Source organism: Streptomyces varsoviensis (assembly GCF_000718635.1).
Taxonomy (GTDB): Bacteria; Actinomycetota; Actinomycetes; order Streptomycetales; family Streptomycetaceae; genus Streptomyces; species Streptomyces varsoviensis.
This window is the reverse complement of sequence record NZ_JOBF01000003.1, coordinates 356709-375614: the sequence shown is the minus strand read 5'-3', so window position 1 is coordinate 375614 and position 18906 is coordinate 356709. Positions and strand designations below refer to the sequence as shown.

The 18906-nt window shown below is 72.7% G+C and carries 18 protein-coding genes; 9 read left to right on the top strand and 9 right to left on the bottom strand.

Annotated elements, in window-relative coordinates:
- The first annotated feature begins 98 nt into the window (after positions 1-98).
- Both IF55_RS06170 and IF55_RS06165 read left to right on the top strand, forming a co-directional pair.
- Positions 99-800: an ABC transporter ATP-binding protein gene (locus IF55_RS06170; protein ID WP_030876477.1), complete on the top strand. Its 702-nt coding sequence runs from the start codon at positions 99-101 to the stop codon at positions 798-800.
- Positions 797-2500, top strand: coding sequence for a hypothetical protein (locus tag IF55_RS06165; RefSeq protein ID WP_157854268.1), 1704 nt, complete (start codon positions 797-799; stop codon positions 2498-2500). Before IF55_RS06170 ends, IF55_RS06165 begins: the two co-directional genes overlap by 4 nt.
- Positions 2501-2808: 308 nt before the next feature.
- Here the strand turns inward: IF55_RS06165 and IF55_RS06160 are convergent, their stop codons facing one another.
- The 3 genes from IF55_RS06160 to IF55_RS06150 form a co-directional block, all read right to left on the bottom strand.
- A complete protein-coding gene (locus tag IF55_RS06160; protein ID WP_048831742.1) occupies positions 2809-3165 on the bottom strand; it encodes a GntR family transcriptional regulator in 357 nt (118 codons plus the stop codon).
- A 106-nt stretch (positions 3166-3271) separates the two neighbouring features.
- Positions 3272-4261 (bottom strand): ABC-2 transporter permease, encoded by a 990-nt coding sequence (locus IF55_RS06155; protein ID WP_030876471.1) that lies wholly within the window; start codon positions 4259-4261, stop codon positions 3272-3274.
- A complete protein-coding gene (locus IF55_RS06150) occupies positions 4258-5208 on the bottom strand; it encodes an ABC transporter ATP-binding protein (protein ID WP_048831594.1) in 951 nt (316 codons plus the stop codon). Before IF55_RS06150 ends, IF55_RS06155 begins: the two co-directional genes overlap by 4 nt.
- Before the next feature lie 657 nt (positions 5209-5865).
- Between IF55_RS06150 and IF55_RS06145 the strand changes: the two genes are divergently transcribed.
- On the top strand, positions 5866-6990 hold the full coding sequence (locus IF55_RS06145) for a hypothetical protein (protein ID WP_030876468.1): 1125 nt from the start codon (positions 5866-5868) through the stop codon (positions 6988-6990).
- Between the two features lie 128 nt (positions 6991-7118).
- Here IF55_RS06145 and IF55_RS06140 read toward each other — a convergent pair whose 3' ends face one another.
- A complete protein-coding gene (locus IF55_RS06140; protein ID WP_030876465.1) occupies positions 7119-7550 on the bottom strand; it encodes a MarR family winged helix-turn-helix transcriptional regulator in 432 nt (143 codons plus the stop codon).
- A gap of 88 nt (positions 7551-7638) precedes the next feature.
- Between IF55_RS06140 and IF55_RS06135 the strand changes: the two genes are divergently transcribed.
- The 4 genes from IF55_RS06135 (at position 7639) to IF55_RS06120 (ending at position 11041) form a co-directional block, all read left to right on the top strand.
- The gene (locus IF55_RS06135; RefSeq protein WP_030876462.1) at positions 7639-8655 is read left to right on the top strand and encodes an NADP-dependent oxidoreductase; all 1017 of its coding nucleotides are present in this window, start codon (positions 7639-7641) and stop codon (positions 8653-8655) included.
- Between the two features lie 72 nt (positions 8656-8727).
- A complete protein-coding gene (locus IF55_RS06130) occupies positions 8728-9156 on the top strand; it encodes an organic hydroperoxide resistance protein (protein WP_030876460.1) in 429 nt (142 codons plus the stop codon).
- Between the two features lie 130 nt (positions 9157-9286).
- Complete coding sequence (locus tag IF55_RS06125) at positions 9287-10225, top strand: EI24 domain-containing protein (protein ID WP_048831593.1); 939 nt, start codon at positions 9287-9289, stop codon at positions 10223-10225.
- Positions 10226-10282: 57 nt separating this feature from the next.
- A complete protein-coding gene (locus tag IF55_RS06120; protein WP_048831592.1) occupies positions 10283-11041 on the top strand; it encodes an MgtC/SapB family protein in 759 nt (252 codons plus the stop codon).
- Positions 11042-11144: 103 nt separating this feature from the next.
- Here IF55_RS06120 and IF55_RS06115 read toward each other — a convergent pair whose 3' ends face one another.
- The gene (locus IF55_RS06115) at positions 11145-11723 is read right to left on the bottom strand and encodes a TetR/AcrR family transcriptional regulator (RefSeq protein ID WP_030876451.1); all 579 of its coding nucleotides are present in this window, start codon (positions 11721-11723) and stop codon (positions 11145-11147) included.
- 185 nt (positions 11724-11908) lie between these two features.
- Here IF55_RS06115 and IF55_RS06110 point away from each other — a divergent pair, with 185 nt between their 5' ends.
- The gene (locus IF55_RS06110; RefSeq protein WP_030876447.1) at positions 11909-14365 is read left to right on the top strand and encodes a beta-glucosidase family protein; all 2457 of its coding nucleotides are present in this window, start codon (positions 11909-11911) and stop codon (positions 14363-14365) included.
- A 28-nt stretch (positions 14366-14393) separates the two neighbouring features.
- Here the strand turns inward: IF55_RS06110 and IF55_RS06105 are convergent, their stop codons facing one another.
- Positions 14394-15299, bottom strand: a complete 906-nt coding sequence (locus IF55_RS06105; protein WP_030876444.1) for an SGNH/GDSL hydrolase family protein — start codon at positions 15297-15299, stop codon at positions 14394-14396.
- A 324-nt stretch (positions 15300-15623) separates the two neighbouring features.
- Here IF55_RS06105 and IF55_RS06100 point away from each other — a divergent pair, with 324 nt between their 5' ends.
- Entirely contained in the window at positions 15624-16118 is a 495-nt protein-coding gene (locus IF55_RS06100) for a DUF3145 domain-containing protein (protein ID WP_030876442.1), read from the top strand.
- A gap of 84 nt (positions 16119-16202) precedes the next feature.
- Here the strand turns inward: IF55_RS06100 and fabF are convergent, their stop codons facing one another.
- The 3 genes from fabF to IF55_RS06085 all read right to left on the bottom strand — a co-directional run bounded on the left by fabF (position 16203) and on the right by IF55_RS06085 (position 18897).
- Positions 16203-17465, bottom strand: a complete 1263-nt coding sequence (gene fabF / locus IF55_RS06095; RefSeq protein WP_030876440.1) for a beta-ketoacyl-ACP synthase II — start codon at positions 17463-17465, stop codon at positions 16203-16205.
- Between the two features lie 78 nt (positions 17466-17543).
- Positions 17544-17792, bottom strand: coding sequence for an acyl carrier protein (locus tag IF55_RS06090; protein WP_030876438.1), 249 nt, complete (start codon positions 17790-17792; stop codon positions 17544-17546).
- A 91-nt stretch (positions 17793-17883) separates the two neighbouring features.
- The gene (locus tag IF55_RS06085) at positions 17884-18897 is read right to left on the bottom strand and encodes a ketoacyl-ACP synthase III (protein WP_030876436.1); all 1014 of its coding nucleotides are present in this window, start codon (positions 18895-18897) and stop codon (positions 17884-17886) included.
- Between the last annotated feature and the right edge of the window lie 9 nt (positions 18898-18906).

Below are 18906 nucleotides of genomic sequence, written 5' to 3'. Positions count from 1 at the left end.
CGAAGGCCGCGTCACGTACCCGGCCGAGCCCGCCGCCGGGGGCCGATTCGGCCATCACTTAGGGTCTGGTGAGAATTCCCCGCGCATACGGAGGGCCGATGGCCGCGAAGACCGACCCGGCGCTGCTGCAGTTGCGCAAGGTCAGCCGGTCGTACGGCGACCGGAAGGCGCTGCACCCGATCGACCTGAGCCTGGCGGCGGGCACGTGCACAGCGCTGTTCGGGCACAACGGCTCCGGGAAGTCCACGCTGCTGCGCATCGCCAGCGGCCGGGACACCCCGACGAGCGGCAGCGCGCTGTTCGCGGGCCGTACGGTCTCGGAGGACGACCCGGTCGTACGGGCCAGGGTCGCGGTGGTCGGCGACACGGTCGCCTGCTACCCGGACCTCACCGTCCGCGAGCACCTGGAACTGGTCACCGTGGCGCACGCCGTCGAGGACGCCGACGGCTGGATCGACGAGGTGCTCGCCGACCGGCGCCTCGCCGACCACGCCAAGGCGCTGCCCGGCTCGCTGTCCTCCGGGCAGATGCAGTCGCTGCTGCTGGCCGCGGCCCTCGTACGCCCCCGGGACCTGCTCGTACTCGACGAGCCGGAGCAGCGGCTCGACCCTGACGCCCGGCAGCGCCTCGCCGAGCTGCTGATCGGGGAGAAGGAGGACGGCGTGGCCGTGCTCCTCGCCACCCACCAGGCGGACCTGGCCGAGGCGGTCGCGGACCGCATGATCGCGCTGGAGGACGGCGCGGTCATCGCCAAGGGCACCCCGGCCGCGGTCCTGAAGAAGCTCGGTGTGCGGTCATGAGCGTGCGGGAGGGGGACCTGAGCGAGGCGGCCGAGGCGGCGGCGGAGGAAGAGGACGACGTCTGGAGCGAGGAGCACGACGACCGCACCGACGAGACGCTGCGCTGGCTGCGGGACAAGCGCCGCGCGCACCAGCGTCAGCGCCGCCGCGACACGGCCGTCCTCATCTACTGCGTCATCCTCGCCGTCCTCGGCTACGGCAGCGGCTACGTCATCCGCTTCCTCAAGGAGCTCCAGGTCAGCGCCGACTACAGCGGCGTCGGCGACGATGTGCGGCACACCCTGCCCGCCGTCTTCGTCGGCGTGAGCGTCGGCCTCGCCCTGCTGGCCGCCCGTGACGCGCTGTGGCGCGGGCCGGTCGTCGTGCCCGGCCCGAACGTCGGCTGGGTGCTGGCCCACCCGGTGCGCCGCGCCGCCGTACTGAAGCCCCGGTTCCGGTTCTCCGCCGCGCTCGCCCTGCTCCCCGGCGTCCTGGCGGCCCTCGCGGCGGCCGTCGTGCTGCGCGTCATCGACCTGGCGTCCTTCGGCGGCGCGCTGCTCGCCGCCCTCCCCGCCGCGCTCTGCCTGCCGCTGCTCGCCGTCACCCTCGGCATGGTCGTCGAGGGCCGCCCCCCGCTGGCCCGCCGGGTCCGCCGGCTGACGGCCCCCGCCGTGCTGCTGCTCGCGCTCCTGGCCGTACAGATCGGCCTCGCGAGCGGCGGCCACCGGCTCGCGGCCCTGGAGTGGATCGAGCTGTGGTCCGGCCCCTGGGGCTGGGCCGCGCAGCCCTTGATCGCCGCCACCGGCGGGTCCGCGCCGGGCTGGCCCGCCGCCGTCGTGCTGCTCGCGGCCGCCGCCGCCATCGCCCTGCGCTACGGGCACCAGCAGGCCGCGCACGTGCCCACCGCGCAATTGCGCGGCCGGGCGGCGACCTCTTCCGCCGTCTCCGCCGGCATGTGGTCCCTGGAACTGCGCGCCGCCAAGCTCGCCGTGCTGGAGGCGGGCGGCGCCGAGCCCACCTGGCGCGTCAGCGCGCGGGCGCCCCGCAACAAGTACCTGGTCGTGCTCTGGCGCGACCTGCTGGCCCTGGCACGCACCCCCGGCCGGCTGGGCCGGGCCCTGACCTGGACGGGGTGCGCCGCCGTGACGTCCGGCCTGGGCGTGGAGCTCGGCGGCGAGAAGCGGGTCATCGGGCTCGTCCTGGGCCTGCTCTTCGGCTACTTCGCGGTCGGCGCGCTCGCCGAGACCGCGCGGCTGGAGACGGACGACGTACGGCGCGCGTCCTGGTCCCCGTTCCGCTTCCGGACGCTGATGCTCCAGCACGCGATCGTGCCCGCCGTACTCGGCGCCCTTCTGGGGCTGCTCGCGGCCGTGCCGTACGCGGTCGCGGGCGAGTGGTGGCCGCTGCTGCTGATGCCGGTGTGCGCGCTGCCGTTCGCGGCCGCCGCCGTCTTCGCCGCCTGCCGCGGCCCGGCCCGCACGGACCTGATGTTCGTCGGCGGCGGCCTGCCGACCGGCGGCGCCGGGCCCTTCCTGTTCATGGCCTGGTACGCGGCCGGGCCCCTGGTCTCGGTCGGCGGGCTGACGCTCGTACTCAACGCCGCGCTCTCCCGCGGCCTGGACGGGCGGGGCGTGCTCGACGCGGTCTGGATGGCGGCGGCGCTGACGGCTGGGCTGCTGTTCTTCGCGGCCCGCTCGGCGAACAAGCTCATTCGCCGCTAGGCGCTCCGCGCCGGTACGTTCGCTGGGTGCTCCGCGCCGGTGCGTCGTCTGCGGGTGCGTTGTGGCTGGTCGCGCAGTTCCCCGCGCCCCTTTGGGGCGCTGGCTGACCGCGTCGGTCAGGGGTGGTGCTCGGCGGGTGCCATGGTCCGGTGCGTCGCCCGCGGGCGCGTCGTGGCTGGTCGCGCAGTTCCCCGCGCCCCTTTGGGGCGTCGGCTGACGGCGTCGGTCAGGGGTGGTGCTCCGCGGGCGCGTCGTGGCTGGTCGCGCAGTTCCCCGCGCCCCTTTGGGGCGTCGGCTGACCGCTTCGGTCAGGGGTAGTGCTCGGCGCGTGCCGCCGTGATCAGGGCGGAGACGTCGCCCCATTCCAGCCCCGCGACGCGCGCCCGACGCATCCAGTCGTCGAGTTCGCCGCGGAGCGGCGAGTCGGCCAGGGGCCTCGCCTTCGCCTGCTCGGCCGCCGCCCGGCTCACGAACGTGCCGACGCCGGGGCGGGGCTCCACGAGCCCCTGGTGCTCCAGCTCGCGGTAGGCCTTGAGCGTCGTGTTCGGGTTCAGCTTGGTGTCGCGGGCGACCCTGGCCGCGGTGGGCAGTTGGTCGCCCTCCATCAGGATGCCCAGGCGCAGCGCCTCTTGGACCTGCTGGACGATCTGGAGGTAGGCGGCCATGCCGCTGTGCCGGTCGATGCGGAACTCGACCACTAGCGCCCCCTCTCCGTCTCTTCCCCTGCGCCGGATTTCCCCGCCGTACGTCCTGGTGTACGTCTCGGCGTGCTCACATCGGCCTGCGTCGGACCCACCACAGGACGAAGACGGTGATGGCCGCCGCCAGCGCCAGCAGGATTCCAGCGCCCAACCACTGCATACCGCGCATCTGGTCGTAGCCGAAGTATTCTACGTAGTTGTTCACGATTCCGAGCTTGGCCCGGCAGGCGTCCGGGTGGGCGTCGTTGACGCACGTGCCGAAGCCGTAGAGCTTGCCGTCGGCGGTGGAGATCCAGTTGTCGACCTGCACCGCGCCCTGGGGGAGCTGGTCGATGCCGTGGTCGTCGCCGTACGGGTAGGTGAGGACGCGGGGGGTCGCCAGCATCGGCCGTACGTAGTCCCAGGCGACCTGCGCCGCGAAGCCGGCCACGAGGGTCACCGCCATGGCCGTGACCACCCGCCGCAGGAGCATGCCGATCGCGACGCCCGTGACGAGCATGAGCAGCGAGAAGGCCACGGGCATCGGCCCGGTGATGTCGAAGACGCCGGCGCCCAGCCAGTCGCCGCCGAAGAGCAGCAGGTGCGCGGGCTCCCACAGCCAGGTGAAGGCCGCCGCGAGCGCCACCGTGCACACCAGCGTGACCGCCGCCGCCATGCCGAGCTTGGTCGCGATCCAGCGGTTGCGGCCGGTCGACTGGGTCGTCACCAGCCGCGCGGTGCCGCGCTCCCGGTCCGCGGCGACCAGCGGGGCGCCGAGGAAGACGCCGATCAGGGCGGGCAGGGACTGCAGGAAGTCGGAGGCGTCCTGGAAGAACGGGTCGTAGTGGGTGCGGAACGCCTGGTCGGCGCCTTCCTTGCCCGGCTGCGCGGCGTGGTGCAGGAGGTCCGTCAGCCCCGCGCGCTGATAGATCATCACCGCGGAGCCGACGACGGCCATGGCGATGCCGATCCAGAAGGCGGTCCGGTGCTGACGCCAGACCAGCCAGGGCAGCCCGCGCAGGACGCGCGGCCGGCGCTCGGCGGGGGCGGTCCGCTGCTCTGCCTGTGCTGTCGCGCTCATGCCGCCGCTCCCTCTCCCCGGCCCAGTCCCTCGCGCTGCCCCTCGCTCTGCCCTTCTTCCGCCACGCGGGCGCTGGGGGTCAGCAGGGGCGGGGCGTCGGGCGTCCGCAGGTATCCCAACAGGACTTCCTCCATCGTCGGTGTGCTGAGCCGCCAGTCCTCGCCGACCCGGCCCTCGGGGCGGATCAGGGCGGTGAACTGGCGGCCGGTGGTGTGGGATTCGATGACGGTGTGCCGGGCCAGCTCCGGCGGCACGCCCTCGGCGGACCGCGCGCCGGTCACCAGGGAGTGCGCGGGCAGCAGCGCGTCGACCTCGCCGGCCAGCCGGACGCGGCCCCCGGCGACGACCACGAGGTAGTCGCACATGGTCTCCAGCTCGTTGAGCATGTGGGAGGACATCACCACCGTCGTGCCCTGCTCGGCGGCCTCGGCCATCAGCAGGCCCGCCATCTCATGGCGGGCGAGCGGGTCCAGGTCGGCCATCGGCTCGTCCAGGAGCAGCAGTTCGGGGCGTTTGCCGAAGGCCAGCGCGAACGCGACGCGGGTGCGCTGGCCGCCGGAGAGCGTGCCGATCCGCGCGTCGAGGGAGAGGTTTCCCGCCCGTACGATCCGCTCGGCGAGCGCCTGGTCCCAGCCGGGGTTCAGCTCCTGCCCCATGCGCAGCGTCTCCGCCACGGTGAACCGCGTGAACAGCGGCTTGTCCTGGGCGAGGAAGGAGCTCTTGGCGAGTACGGCCGGCTCGGAGACCGGCGTCCCGAACAGCCGCAGCGTCCCGGCCGTGGGCTGCACGAGCCGGGTCGCCATGCCGAGGAGCGTGCTCTTGCCCGCGCCGTTGGGCCCCACGAGTCCGCAGATCCGCCCGGCCGGCAGCCGGAACGAGCAGTCCCGTACGGCCCACTTGCGGCCGTACCGCTTGCCCAGTCCGCGCGCCTCGATCGCGTCAGTCACACGCTCTCCCTACCTCGCTAATTAGCTAGTCGGCTAGTGGAATGAATAGTGGAGGCCGGGCGGGCGCGGTGTCAAACATGAGGCCGGATCGGGACGGAGGGGACGTCGGGGGTGGCCGGGAGGGGGTGCCGGGGTGGGCCCCCGCGGCGACGCGGAGTGAGGTGTGGCCGACGTCACGTGACCGTCGCGGTCGGCTATCGGGCGCGTTCCGCGTCGGAAAGGGCGCGCGGTGTCTTCCGGGTGAACTGGGTGAACGAAAGGCCGCCTCGGCCTTTATGCGACCGGAATTGGCGGCCCCAGGCGGAGCGGAATGAAAAGGTCCGCGGCGGCCGTGCGGATTCCGCTTATTGATTGCCCGTCGGCCCGGAGGGTGCGGAATGAAATAGTCCGCCGCTCTTCCCCCAAGTCCGCCGAGCGCGGAGTGATATGTTCCCGACAGTTCTCGGACTCGGCTTTGCGCGGCCGCCGTTGGCGTCGCCGCGCGACATGTGGGGGGAAAGCTGTGGTGTGGTTCGAACCCGGGCGCGGATTATCCGCAATCCCGGCCGAGGCCCCGTTCCCCCCGATGCGGGGATAATCCGCCGACGCCGCGCGGGCGCACATGAATTCACGCACGGCGTGGATCCGGGGTGCTGTACGAACGACAACGGAGGACACATGATCAAGGGAACTTCCCATGGCCGGCGCGCCGCCTCGGCGCTGCTGACCGCGGCCGCCGCGGGCGTGGCCCTCGCCGCGTCGCCCGCGAACGCGGCGGCGCCGGCCTGGGAGACGCTGCCCCAGCCGGTCAAGAACGCGGCCTCGGCCATACTCCCCTTCGACGGGGGCAACGCCGTCGTCACCACCCGGCAGGGGGAGTGCGGCGACTGCGACCTCGACCAGCGGCTGTGGCAGCGCGACGGGGCGGCTTGGAAGGAGCTGAAGCTCCCCGCCGACGGCGTGGCCGACACCGTGACCGGCACGTCCCCCGACGACCTGTGGGCCATCGGCCGCAAGGACGGCGACGACGGCACCTGGCGGGTCCACCACTACGACGGCGCCAAGTGGTCCGCCAACCTCAGCCCCGACACGAAGCACGTGGAGATCATCGACGCCGAGGCCGTCAGCCGCACCAGCCTGTGGGGCGTCGGCAACACGCGGGTCGACACCTCCTTCGTGCCGACGGTGACCCACTGGAACGGCAAGACGTGGAACACCACCAAGTTCGACGGCCTCGAAGGGAATCTGAACTCCCTTCAGGTGAAGTCGGAGAACGACATCTGGGCCGTCGGCAACACCAGCGCGGGCGGGGTCGCCAACGACCGCGATCAGGCGCTCGCCCTGCACTACGACGGCGCCAAGTGGACGCGAATTCCGGTGCCTTCGATACCGAAGGTCAGCACGTTCCTCGACGCCGTCATCAGTAATGGGCCGAACGACGTATGGGCCTCCGGAACCGTCCGGGACGAGCGCGGCCAGGAGCCGAAGCGGACCGGCGCGTACGTCATTCACTGGGACGGCAAGAGCTGGACCCACCGCGATGTCCCCGGCAAGGAGGCGGCCACGGTCAAGACCTTCGCCCATTACGGCGGAAAGCTCTACGCCGGACTCTCCGGCAACCAGAAGCTGGTCCGCTGGACCGGCGCCGCCTGGGAGCAGGTCGCCGGGGTGGACCCGCAGATATTCGGCGTCCGCGACCTGACCACCGCGAAGGACGGCTCCCTCTACCTCACCGGCGCCAGGGGCACCTTCTTCGGCCCCCTCTACTACCAGCAGCGCCTGGCCCCGCCCGCCGCGCGCTGACCATCCGCCAGACGGCCGCCGCGCGCTGACGACCACCGGCCCGACGGACGCCCCGGACGGACCGCCGTCCGGGGCTCCTCGCGTCCCCGGGCTTCTCGCGTTCGCGGGCTTCACGCGCCCGCGGCCCCTCAGGTCGGGTCGATGCCCAGTATCCGCTGGAGCAGCCCGCGCAGGACCGTGCGCTCCGCGACCGAGAGGCCGGCCAGCGGCTCGCGGGCGAAGTTCAGTGAGGATTTCAAGTGGCCGGCCGTGCGCCGGCCCTCGGCCGTGGCGGCGGCCAGCTTCACGCGGCGGTCGTCCGGGTCCGGGCGCCGCTCGACGAGGCCGCGGCTCTCCAGGCGGTCCACGATCCCGGTGACGTTCGACGGCTCGCACTTGAGCCGCATCGCGATCCGCCGCATGGGCAGGGGCTCGTGGGCGAGCAGCGCCAGGACGCGCGCCTGCGCGCCGGTGAGGGAGTGCTGGGCGGCCGCGTCCTCGTACTCCTCGTGGTAGCGGGCCACGACGGTGGCTACGAGGTCCACGACCTCCAGGGTCAATGCGTCTGTACGAGTGGCCATGGGCACCAGGATACCGTTTTGCTTGACATGCTGAAATATCGAGGTGCATGGTTCTTTCAGGGTCTGAAACATTAGGAGGCTGCGCTACATGTCATTGCCCACGACCGGTCGCGAATGGCACCTCGTCGCCCGCCCCCAGGGCTGGCCCAAGCCGGAGGACTTCGCGCTGCGCGAGAGCGCGGTGACCGAGCCCGCCGACGGCCAGCTCCTGGTGCGCAACCTGCACATCTCGGTGGACCCGTACATGCGGGGCCGCATGAACGACGTCAAGTCGTACGTGCCGCCGTTCCAGCTCGACGAGCCCATGGAAGGCGGCGCGGTCGGCGAGGTCATCGCCTCCAAGGCGGACGGGTTCGCCGTCGGCGACCACGTCCTGCACGGACTGGGCTGGCGGGAGTACGCGCGGCTGGACGCCGAGAAGGTCACCAAGGTCGACCCCGACGCCGCCCCGCTCACCGCCTACCTCGGCGTGCTCGGCATGACGGGGCTGACCGCCTACGCCGGGCTGCTGGAGGTCGCCTCCTTCCAGGAGGGCGACGCCGTGTTCGTCTCCGGCGCGGCCGGCGCGGTCGGCAGCCAGGTCGGGCAGCTCGCCAAGCTCAAGGGCGCCTCCCGCGTCATCGGCAGCGCGGGCTCGGAGGACAAGGTCAGGCTCCTCACCGAGGAGTACGGCTTCGACGCCGCCTTCAACTACAAGAGCGGCCCCGTGAAGCAGCAGCTCAAGGAGGCCGCCCCCGACGGCATCGACGTCTACTTCGACAACGTCGGCGGCGACCACCTGGAGGCCGCCATCAGCTCGTTCAACGTGCACGGCCGGGCCACGATCTGCGGCATGATCTCGCAGTACAACGCCACCGAGCCGCCCGCCGCGCCCCGCAACCTCGGCCTCGTCATCGGCAAGCGGCTGCGCCTGCAGGGCATGCTCGTCCAGGACCACAAGGCGCTCCAGCCGCGATTCGTGGAAGAGGTCTCCGCCTGGGTCCGCTCCGGCCAGCTCAAGTACCGCGAGACGGTGGTGACCGGCATCGACAACGCGGTGGAGGCGTTCCTCGGCATGCTGCGCGGCGAGAACACGGGAAAGATGATCGTCAGCCTCAACGACTAGGCTCATCGGTATCTACGACGCCGTGGTGGCGCGGGCGCGCGACCTGCGGCGAACCAGCAGGAGGAACTCAGCATGAGCATTCAGTCCGTGGACGTCCTCTACACCGCCGTGGCGACCGCCGAGAACGGCCGTGACGGCCGGGTGTCCAGCGACGACGGCCAGCTCGACGTGGTCGTCAACCCGCCCAAGGAGATGGGCGGCAGCGGCGCCGGCACCAACCCCGAGCAGCTCTTCGCCGCCGGTTACAGCGCCTGCTTCCAGGGCGCGCTGGGCGTCGTGGCCCGCAAGGAGAAGGCCGACATCTCCGGCTCGACCGTCACCGCCAAGGTCGGGATCGGCAAGACCCCCGAGGGCGGCTTCGGCCTCAAGGTCGAGCTGGTCGGCTCCATCCCGAACGTGGACGCGGACCGGGCCAAGGACCTCCTGGAGAAGGCCCACCAGGTCTGCCCGTACTCCAACGCCACCCGCGGCAACATCGAGGTCACGCTGACCGTCGCCTGACCCCGGGCCGCCCGAGGGCCGCACCCCGCGCCGGGGTGCGGCCTTCCGCGCAGGCGTAGCCGTACGTCCGTACGGCCCCCTCCGTACGTCCGTACGGCGCCGTCCCGGCCGGCGGCTACGCTTGCCCGCCATGCGAGATCTTGTGGCGGGGGCGGGCTACCTCATCAAGGGGCAGCGCTGGATGGCGGGGCACCGGCGGCTGTGGGGGCTCGGGATGCTGCCCGCGCTGATCACCCTCGTCGGGTACGCGGCCGCGGTCGCCGCGCTCGGCTTCTGGGCCGGCGACGTCATCGGCTGGGCGACCCCGTTCGCCGACGGCTGGTCCGAGCCCTGGCTCGGCCTCTTCCGCGGGGTGCTCGCCGCGCTCTTCTTCGGCGCCGGGCTGCTCCTCGCCCTCCTCTCCTTCACCGCCGTCGCCCTCCTGGTGGGTGAGCCGTTCTACGAGGTGATCTCCGAGCGGGTCGACCTCGCCGAGGGCGGCACGGCGCACGAATCGGGGCTGCCGCTCTGGCGCGAGCTGTGGATCGGCACCGTGGAGTGCGTCCGCGTGCTGACCCGCGCCGCCTGCTGGGGCGTGCTGCTCTTCGCCCTCGGCTTCCTGCCGGTCATCGGCCAGACCCTGATCCCGGCCATCGGGTTCTGCGTCTCCGGGTTCTTCCTCACCGAGGAGCTGACGGCCGTCGCGCTCCAGCGGCGCGGCGTGGCGCTCCCGGACCGGCTGCGGCTGCTGCGCGGCCGCAAGCTGCTCGCCTGGGGCTTCGGCGTGCCGCTGACGCTCCTCTTCCTCATCCCGGTGGTCGCCGTCTTCGTGATGCCGGGCGCCGTGGCCGGCGCGACCATGCTCGTACGGGACCTCACGGGCGAGGCGACGGCGGACGACGACGGCACCGACGACCCGGCCGCGTCCGGCGGCCCCGACGACGACAGCGCCGACGGCCGTACGAGCGGGAGCGCCGGCGGTCCCGACGACGGCCGTACGAGCGGCAGCGCCGACGGCAATACCCGCAGCAGCCCGGACGGCGGCGCCCACGGCCCCGCTCACGACCCCGCCCCCCGCCCCACGAGTTGACGCCCTGTCCGGAGTGTGGCGTTCCGGCCCGGTTTCTCGCGGGGCGACAATAGAGGGATGTCCTTCGTCCACTTGGCCTCCGCCCCGTACCCCTTCGCCGCCCCCCTGTTCGCGAGCACCGGACAGGGCACCCGGCAGTTCGCGGAGCTGGGGATCGCGCTCCTGCTCTCCTCCCTGATCGGACTGGAGCGGGAGGTACGGCAGAAGAGCGCGGGACTGCGCACCCACACCCTCGTGGGGGTGGGCAGCGCCCTCTTCATGGAGGTGTCGATACACGGCTTCGGGTCGATGACCGGGCTCGACGGCGTGGCGCTGGACCCCTCGCGGGTGGCCGCGCAGATCGTCTCCGGCATCGGCTTCATCGGCGGCGGCCTGATCTTCGTGCGGCGCGACGCCGTGCGCGGCCTGACGACGGCCGCCACGATCTGGCTGACCTGTGCCGTGGGCATGGCGTGCGGCGGCGGGCTGCCGCTGCTCGGGCTCGCGGCGACGCTGGTGCACTTCCTCGTGGTGCGCGGCTTCCCGAAGGTGACGCGGCGGCTGGCGTCGATGCCGTCCGTGGAACAGGTGGAGCTGCGGCTCTCCTACCGGACCCGCAGCGGCCTGCTGGGCCGGGTGCTGGAGCTGTGCACGAGCCGGGGCTTCCTGGTGACGGACGTACAGGTGGACTCCGCCGAGGGAGAGGCGGGCGGCCAGGCGGCCGTGGTGCTGCGGCTGGAGGGCAAGGGGTCCGCGCATCCGCTGGTGGAGGAGTTGACGGACTGGGACGGGGTGTTCGAGGTCGGGCTGCGCTCCCACCGCGAGAGCACCGAGTGACGGTTCGTCGGGCCGGCGGCTCGACGGGCGGCGCCACGAAGGCGGTGACTGCCCTTCGGGCCGGCGGCTCGACCGGCCGCGCCACGAGGACGGTGGCGGCCCCTCAGGCCGGCGGCTCGCCCAGCAGCGTCACGAAGGTGCGGAACGCCGCCGCCATGTCCACGGCCTCCGGGTCCAGCAGCCACTGGTACTGGAGCCCGTCCAGCACCGCCACCAGCAGCGGTGCCACCGCCTCCGGGGCCATGCCGCCCGGCAGCCGCTCGCCGTACTCCGTGCGCAGGGAGGCGGCCATGTCGGCGCGGACCCGCTCGTAGCGCCGGGTGAAGAACTCGCGCGCCGGGTGCTCCTCGGTGACGCTCTCGCCGAGCAGCGCGGAGAAGGTCTGTACGACGCCGGGGCGCATCGCGTTGTACTCGACGAGCGAGGCGAGCAGGCCGAGCGGCCAGCCGCCCGCGCCGCCGCTCGGCCCGGCGCCGGTGTCCCAGCGGTCGCGGTCCGCCAACACGGCGAGCAGCAGCGCTTCCTTGGTGGGGAAGTGGTGCAGCAGCCCCTGCTGGGTGAGGCCGACGCGCTCCGCGACGGCGCCGAGGGTCGCGCCCCGGTAGCCGCGTTCGGCGATCACTTCGAGGGTGGCGCGGAGGATCTCCGCGCGCCGTTCCTCGCCGCGCGCCCTGGCTGCCATGGGCCGCTCCTTCGAGTTCTTCGAACTGTATTGCGATCGGATAACGACACCTACCGCCCTACAGGCGGGGCCTGGGGTCATAGTGTCATTATTCGCGTAATCGGGCTTTTGGTGTCGATGAGAGCCGAAGAGAGCCGATGAGATCCCACGAGAGCCGACGACGGTCGGCGAAGGAGGCCGCGGCCATGGCGGACGCGAACCGGGACACGGCGGCGGTGGTGGAGGACGCGCTCGCCCGCCTCGACCTCGACACCAAGGCGCGGCTGCTCGCCGGGCAGGACATGTGGTCGCTGCCCGCGGTCCCCGCCATCGGCCTGGCCTCCGTGGTGATGTCGGACGGCCCGATCGGGGTGCGCGGCGTCCGCTGGAGCGCCGACGACCCCTCCATCGCGCTGCCGAGCCCCACCGCGCTCGCCGCCGCCTGGGACCCGGCCCTCGCCCGTACGGCCGGCCGGCTGCTCGCGCAGGAGGCCCGCCGCAAGGGCGTGCACGTGCTGCTCGCCCCGACCGTGAACCTGCACCGCTCGCCGCTGGGCGGCCGGCACTTCGAGGCGTACAGCGAGGACCCGTATCTGACGGGCGCGATCGGCGCCGGGTACGTGGCCGGGGTGCAGGACGGCGGCGTCGCCACCACCGTGAAGCACTTCGTGGCCAACGACGCCGAGACCGAGCGCTTCACCGTCGACAACAAGGTCTCCGCGCGCGCCCTGCGCGAGCTCTACCTCGCGCCCTTCGAGGCCATCGTGGCCAAGGCCCGCCCCTGGGGCGTCATGTCCGCCTACAACAGCGTGAACGGCTCCACCATGACCGAGCACCGCGCCCTCCAGCAGGGGGTGCTGCGCGGCGAGTGGGGGTTCGACGGCTTCCTCGTCTCCGACTGGCTGGCGGCCCGGAACACCGTACGGGCCCTCGCCGGCGGCCTCGACGTGGCGATGCCCGGGCCGCGCACCGTGTACGGGTCCGCGCTCGCCGCCGCCGTACGGGCGGGGGAGGCCGCCGAGTCCGATGTCGACGACGCCGTGCGGCGCGTGCTGCTGCTCGCCGCCCGCGTCGGAGCGCTGGAGGGCGCGCCGCCCGCCGTGGCCCCGGCGGACCTGCCCGACCCGATCGACGGCGTGGCGCTCGCCCGCGAGATCGCCCGCCGCTCCTTCGTGCTCGTGCGCAACGCCGTATGCGACGGGGCGCCCGCCCTGCCGCTGGACCCGGCCGGGGTGCGCCGCGTCGCCCTGCTCGGGGCCGCCGCGCGCGATGCCCGCGTCCTCGGCGGCGGCTCGGCCCAGGTCTTCCCCGACCACGTCGTCTCGCCGCTCGACGGGCTGCGCGCCGCCCTGCCCGAGGGGGTGCTCGACTACGCCGTCGGCGCGGAGTCCGGCGACGAGCTGACCATCGCCGACCAGGGGTTCGCGCTGCGCGCCGTCTGCCGGGACGCGGCCGGACGGGTCCTGGGGGAGCGGTCCCTGCCGACCGGCCAGGTGCAGTGGATGGGCGACCTGCCCGACGGCGTCGCCTTCGACGCGCTGCACAGCGTCGAGGTCGTCGGGACCCTCACCCCGCGCGAGAGCGGGCCGCACGCCTTCGGCACGAAGGGGGTGGGTGCCTTCGCGCTGACCGTGCGCGGCGAGCGGGTCTTCGACGGCGACCAGGGCGTGGCGCACGGCGACCTCTTCGACGCGGTCCTCGGCTCGCCCGTGGAGCGCGGGCGCGTCGAGCTGACGGCGGGCGAGCCGGTCGACGTCAGCCTCCGCTACACCGTGCCGAAGTCCCCGGACGCGCCGATCGCCGCCGTCGCCTGCTGCCTGATGCACCGCGAACCCCGGCGCGATCCAAGGGAGTTGATCGAGGAGGCGGTGGAGCTGGCCGCCGCGGCGGAGGCGGCGGTCGTCGTGGTCGGCACCACCGAGCGGGTCGAGAGCGAGGGGTTCGACCGCGACAGCCTGGCCCTCCCCGGCCACCAGGACGAGCTGGTCGCGCGCGTCGCCGCCGTCAATCCGCGCACCATCGTGGTGGTCAACTCCGGTTCCCCGGTGGAGATGGCGTGGCGCGAGGACGTGGCCGCCGTGCTGCTCGGCTGGTTCCCCGGCCAGGAGGCGGGGGCCGCGCTCGCGGACGTAATCCTCGGGACGGCGGAGCCCGGCGGCCGGCTGCCCACCACCTGGCCGGCCCGGCTCGCCGACGCGCCGGTCGTGCGCGTCACCCCGACGGGTGGCGAACTCCCGTACGAGGAGGGCGTGTTCATCGGCTACCGGGCCTGGGAGAAGTCCGGCGCCCGCCCCGCGTACGCCTTCGGGCACGGCCTCGGCTACACCGACTGGTCGTACGACGCCATCGAGGTGAGCGGCGCCACCGTCACCGTCCGCGTCCGCAACACCGGGGCCCGGCCCGGCCGCGAGGTGGTGCAGATCTATCTGGCCGTACCGGACGGCGACGCCGTCGAGCGCCCCGCGCGGGTCCTGGCGGGCTTCGCGGCCGTCGAGGCGGAACCGGGGTGCGGCGCCGAGGCGGTCGTCGAACTGCCGCGCAGGGCCGCCGAGATCTGGGACGAGGAGGCGGGCGGCTGGCGGCTCGTGCCCGGTACGTACCGCGTGGAGGCGGGCCGCAGCGTCGCGGACCGCCGCCTGAGCGCGCCGCTGACGCTCGGGTGAACCAGCGTCCCGATCCGGCGGTGCCGCCCTACGCCGCCGGCTCGCGCTCCGTGATCTTCCGGTACGCCATCGCCGCCAGCTCCCGCTGCCCCTCCTTGCTGGGGTGGAACCAGTCCCACTGGCTCAACTCGGCCCCGGTGAAGCGGAAGTCGTTGACCGCGCCGTCGTAGCGGCACAGCGGGTCCTTGCCGCATACCTCCTTGAGCACGGCGTTGTACGCGGCCACCCGCTGCTCGACCTGTCCGCGCCGCGCGGTCGAGGCCGCGTCCACCGCGTCCGCGTCCCCCAGCATCGAGGGGCAGATCCGGGCCAGCTTCCAGACCTGCTTGCCGAGCGGGTCGGCGCGCCCCTCGGCCCAGAGCCGCTTGAGGTCCGGCACGCTGGCCACGTACACCTGCGTCTTGGGCAGCGAGCGCCGCAGGTTCTTCAGCGCCGCCGTGAAGTCCGCCCGGTACTGGTCCACGGAGGTCATGGCGGCGACGTCCGCGCGGCAGGCGTCGTTGGCCCCCATCTCCACCGTCACCAGCTCCGGCTCGCGGGGGAGGGCCTGGGCGAGCTGGCCGGGCAGATCGGCCATTCGGGCGCCGCTCTTGGCGTAGTTCCAGCTCTTCCCCGCGGGGGACGGCAGCAGCCGGCGCGCCAGGCTGTCGACGGCGGTGCCGGTGGCCCAGGACGCCTCGGGGCAGTCGGACAGCGGTGAACAGGCGTTGAAGCCACGGGTGATGGAGTCGCCGAGGGACGCGAGGGAGGCGGGGCGGGTGTTCCACGCGGACGTGGGGGTGGGCTTGGGCGTCGGCTTGGCCGCGGAGCCGCCCGCTCCGCCGGCCTCCTTGTCGTCGCACGCGGCGGTCCCGGCGACGACGAGGGCCGCCGTGAGGGCGGCGACGGCGGCCCGTACGGGACCGCGGCGACTTCGGGCGGCGCTGTCGGGCATCCCTGTTCCCCCTCGGGCCGATGGGTGATATCTCTTCTTGACCGACGGTACGTCACCCGTGCAGTGTCGCCGCACGATAGTTTTTCCTGTGGCCGCTGGGCTCTGCCCCGTTCGGGCGCGTACTCCGGTACTGTTCGGATCACAGCACGTCACATCCTGTCCCTTTTCGGGATAATTGCTCCCAATAGTGTTTACTGTTGGTAACCTCGTTGGCTGGTGCGGGAGTGATCATTGGGGCAGAATGGCCGATGCTGCCCCAGGCGGGACCGGCACAGGCGCGAGGCCGCTGGGGAAGGCGTACCTCGAACCGCACTGGAGGTCCCGGTGACGACACGTGGAGTTCTGTACGTGCACTCCGCGCCACGCGCGCTGTGCCCGCACGTCGAATGGGCCGTCGCGGGCGTACTCGGCGTACGCGTCACGCTCGACTGGATCAGACAGCCGGCCGCGCCGGGCACCTGGCGGGCCGAATTCTCCTGGCAGGGCGAGGCGGGTACCGCCTCCAAGCTCGCCTCCGCGCTCCGCGGCTGGCACCTGCTGCGCTTCGAGGTGACCGCCGAACCCTGCCCCACCGCCGAGGGCGAGCGCTACAGCTCCACCCCCGACCTGGGGATCTTCCACGCCGTCACCGGCATCCACGGCGACATCCTGATCCCCGAGGACCGGCTGCGCGCCGCCCTCGCCCGGTCCGCCCGCGGCGAGACCGACCTCCAGGCCGAGGTCGCCAAGCTGCTCGGCAAGCCCTGGGACGACGAGCTGGAGCCCTTCCGCTACGCGGGCGAGGGCGCCCCCGTGCGCTGGCTCCACCAGGTGGTCTGACGCCGACCCGCTGTGCAGCACGCGCGAGGGCCCGCCCGGTCCAGGAGACCGGGCGGGCCCTCGTACGTAACGGCTACCGCGGGATCACACGGTGCGGAAGGCGAGCACCACGTTGTGGCCGCCGAACCCGAACGAATTGTTCAGCGCGGCGATCGGACCCTCCGGCAGCGCCCGGGCCTCGTCCCGCACCACGTCCGCGTCCGCCTCGGGGTCGAGGTTGGCGATGTTGATCGTCGGCGGAGCGATCCGGTGCTTCAGCGCCAGCACCGACGCCACCGTCTCGACGCCGCCCGCGCCGCCCAGCAGATGACCCGTCATCGACTTGGTGGCCGAGAGCGCCATGTGGTCCACGTCGTCGCCGAAGACCTTGCGCAGCGCCTTGATCTCCGCCACGTCGCCCAGCGGCGTCGACGTCGCGTGCGCGTTGATGTGCGCGATCTCGGCGGGCTTGATGTCGGAGGAGTCCATCAGGTTCTGCAGCGCGTGCGCGATGCCGCTCCCGGAGGGCTCCGGCTGGGTGATGTGGTGGCTGTCCGCCGAGATGCCCTGGCCGACCGCCTCGCAGTAGACCGTCGCGCCGCGCCGCGCGGCGTGCTCGGCCGACTCCAGGACGACGACGCCGGCGCCCTCGCCCAGGACGAAGCCGTTGCGGTCCGCGTCGTACGGGCGGGAGGCGCCCTGCGGGTCGTCGTTGCTCTTCGACATCGCCATCATGTTGCCGAACGCGGCGATGGGCAGCGGGTGGATCGCCGCCTCCGTGCCGCCCGCGACGACCACGTCGGCGCGCCCGGTACGGATCATCTCGATGGCGTAGCCGATGGCCTCCGCGCCCGAGGCACAGGCGCTGACCGGGGTGTGCACGCCCGCACGGGCGCCGACCTCCAGGCCGACGTTGGCCGCCGGGCCGTTCGGCATCAGCATCGGCACGGTGTGCGGGGAGACCTTGCGGACGCCCTTCTCCTTCAGCACGTCGTACTGGTCGAGAAGGGTGATCACGCCGCCGATGCCGGAGGCCACGACGGCGCCGAGCCGGTGCGGATCGACGCTCGCGTCCTCACCCGCCTTGGCGGTGAACCCCGCGTCCGCCCACGCCTCCCGGGCCGCGATCAGCGCGAACTGCGCCGACCGGTCCAGCTTGCGGGCCTGCGGACGGGGGATGCGCTCACCGGGGTCGACCGCGCTGGGGGCGGCGATCCGGACGGGCAGGTCGGCCCACCGCTCGCCCTCCAGGGCCCGCACGCCGGACCGGCCGGCGAGCAACCCTTCCCAGGTCGATGCGCTGTCGCCACCCAGGGGTGTGGTTGCGCCGATACCGGTGACGACCACGGTGCGATTGGTCGCGTTCACAGGAATTCTTTCTCCACGTGTAGAGGGGTCTGAATCAACGGCGCCACCGCCGGGTGGCGACAAACGCGTCGGTGTCGATCAGTCCTGGTGCTTGAGGATGTACGAGACGGCGTCGCCGACCGTCTTCAGGTTCTTGACGTCGTCGTCCGGGATCTTGACGTCGAAGCGCTCTTCGGCGGCGACGACGACCTCGACCATGGACAGCGAGTCGACGTCGAGGTCGTCGGTGAACGACTTCTCCGACTTGACGTCCTCGGTGGGGATACCGGCGATCTCGTTGACGATCTCCGCGAGACCTTCGGTGATCTCTGCCTCAGTGGCGGCCATTGCGGCGCTCCTTCGATTTTCTACGGTGTGACTGGTCGGTGGTGAAGCCCTGTGCCGCGCCCGGTGGCTCCGGGAGCTGCGCAGATCCTGCCTAGGGGAGGGTAACGACAGTGGCGGCGTAGGCGAGACCCGCCCCGAAGCCGATGACGAGCGCCGTGTCCCCGCTCTTGGCCTGGCCCGTCGCCAGCAGCCGCTCCATGGCGAGCGGGATGGAGGCGGCGGAGGTGTTGCCGGTGGTCGCGACATCGCGGGCCACCGTGACGTGCTCCGGCAGCCCCAGCGTCTTGACCATCGAGTCGATGATCCGCATGTTCGCCTGGTGCGGAATGAATACATCCAGGTCGTCGGCGCGCACCCCGGCCCGGTCCAGCGCCTCCTGGGCGACCTTCGCCATCTCGAAGACGGCCCAGCGGAACACCGCCTGGCCCTCCTGGGTGATCGCCGGATACCGCACATCGCTCACGTCGGTGCGGCCCCGGTAGATCTCCCAGGACTCGGTCTGCTTGATGGCCTCGGCCTTGTCGCCCTCCGAGCCCCAGACGGTCGGGCCGATCGCGGGCTCCTGCGCGGGGCCCACGACCACGGCGCCGGCGCCGTCACCGAACAGGAAGGCCGTCGCGCGGTCCTCCAGATCGGTCAGGTCCGAGAGCCGCTCCACGCCGATGACCAGCGCATACTCCGCGCTGCCCTCGACGATCAGCCCCTTGGCGAGGGTCAGGCCGTAGCCGAAGCCCGCGCAGCCCGCCGAGATGTCGAACGCGGCCGGCTTGCCCGCGCCGACCCGGTCGGCGATCTCCGTGGCGATGGCCGGGGTCTGCTTGAAGTGCGAGACCGTCGAGACGATCACGGCGTCGATCTGGGCGGGGTCGATACCGGCGGCGGCGATGGCCTTGCCGGACGCCTCCACCGACATCATGGCCACCGTCTCCTCGGGGCCCGCCCAGTGCCGGGTGGCGATGCCGGAGCGCGAACGAATCCATTCGTCCGAGGAATCGATGTGCTTGAGGATCTCGTCGTTTCCCACCACCCGCGTCGGGCGGTAGCCGCCGACGCCGAGGATGCGCGCGTACGGGGAACCCTGGCTGGGCTTGATCTTCGCAGTCATGCTCTCGGG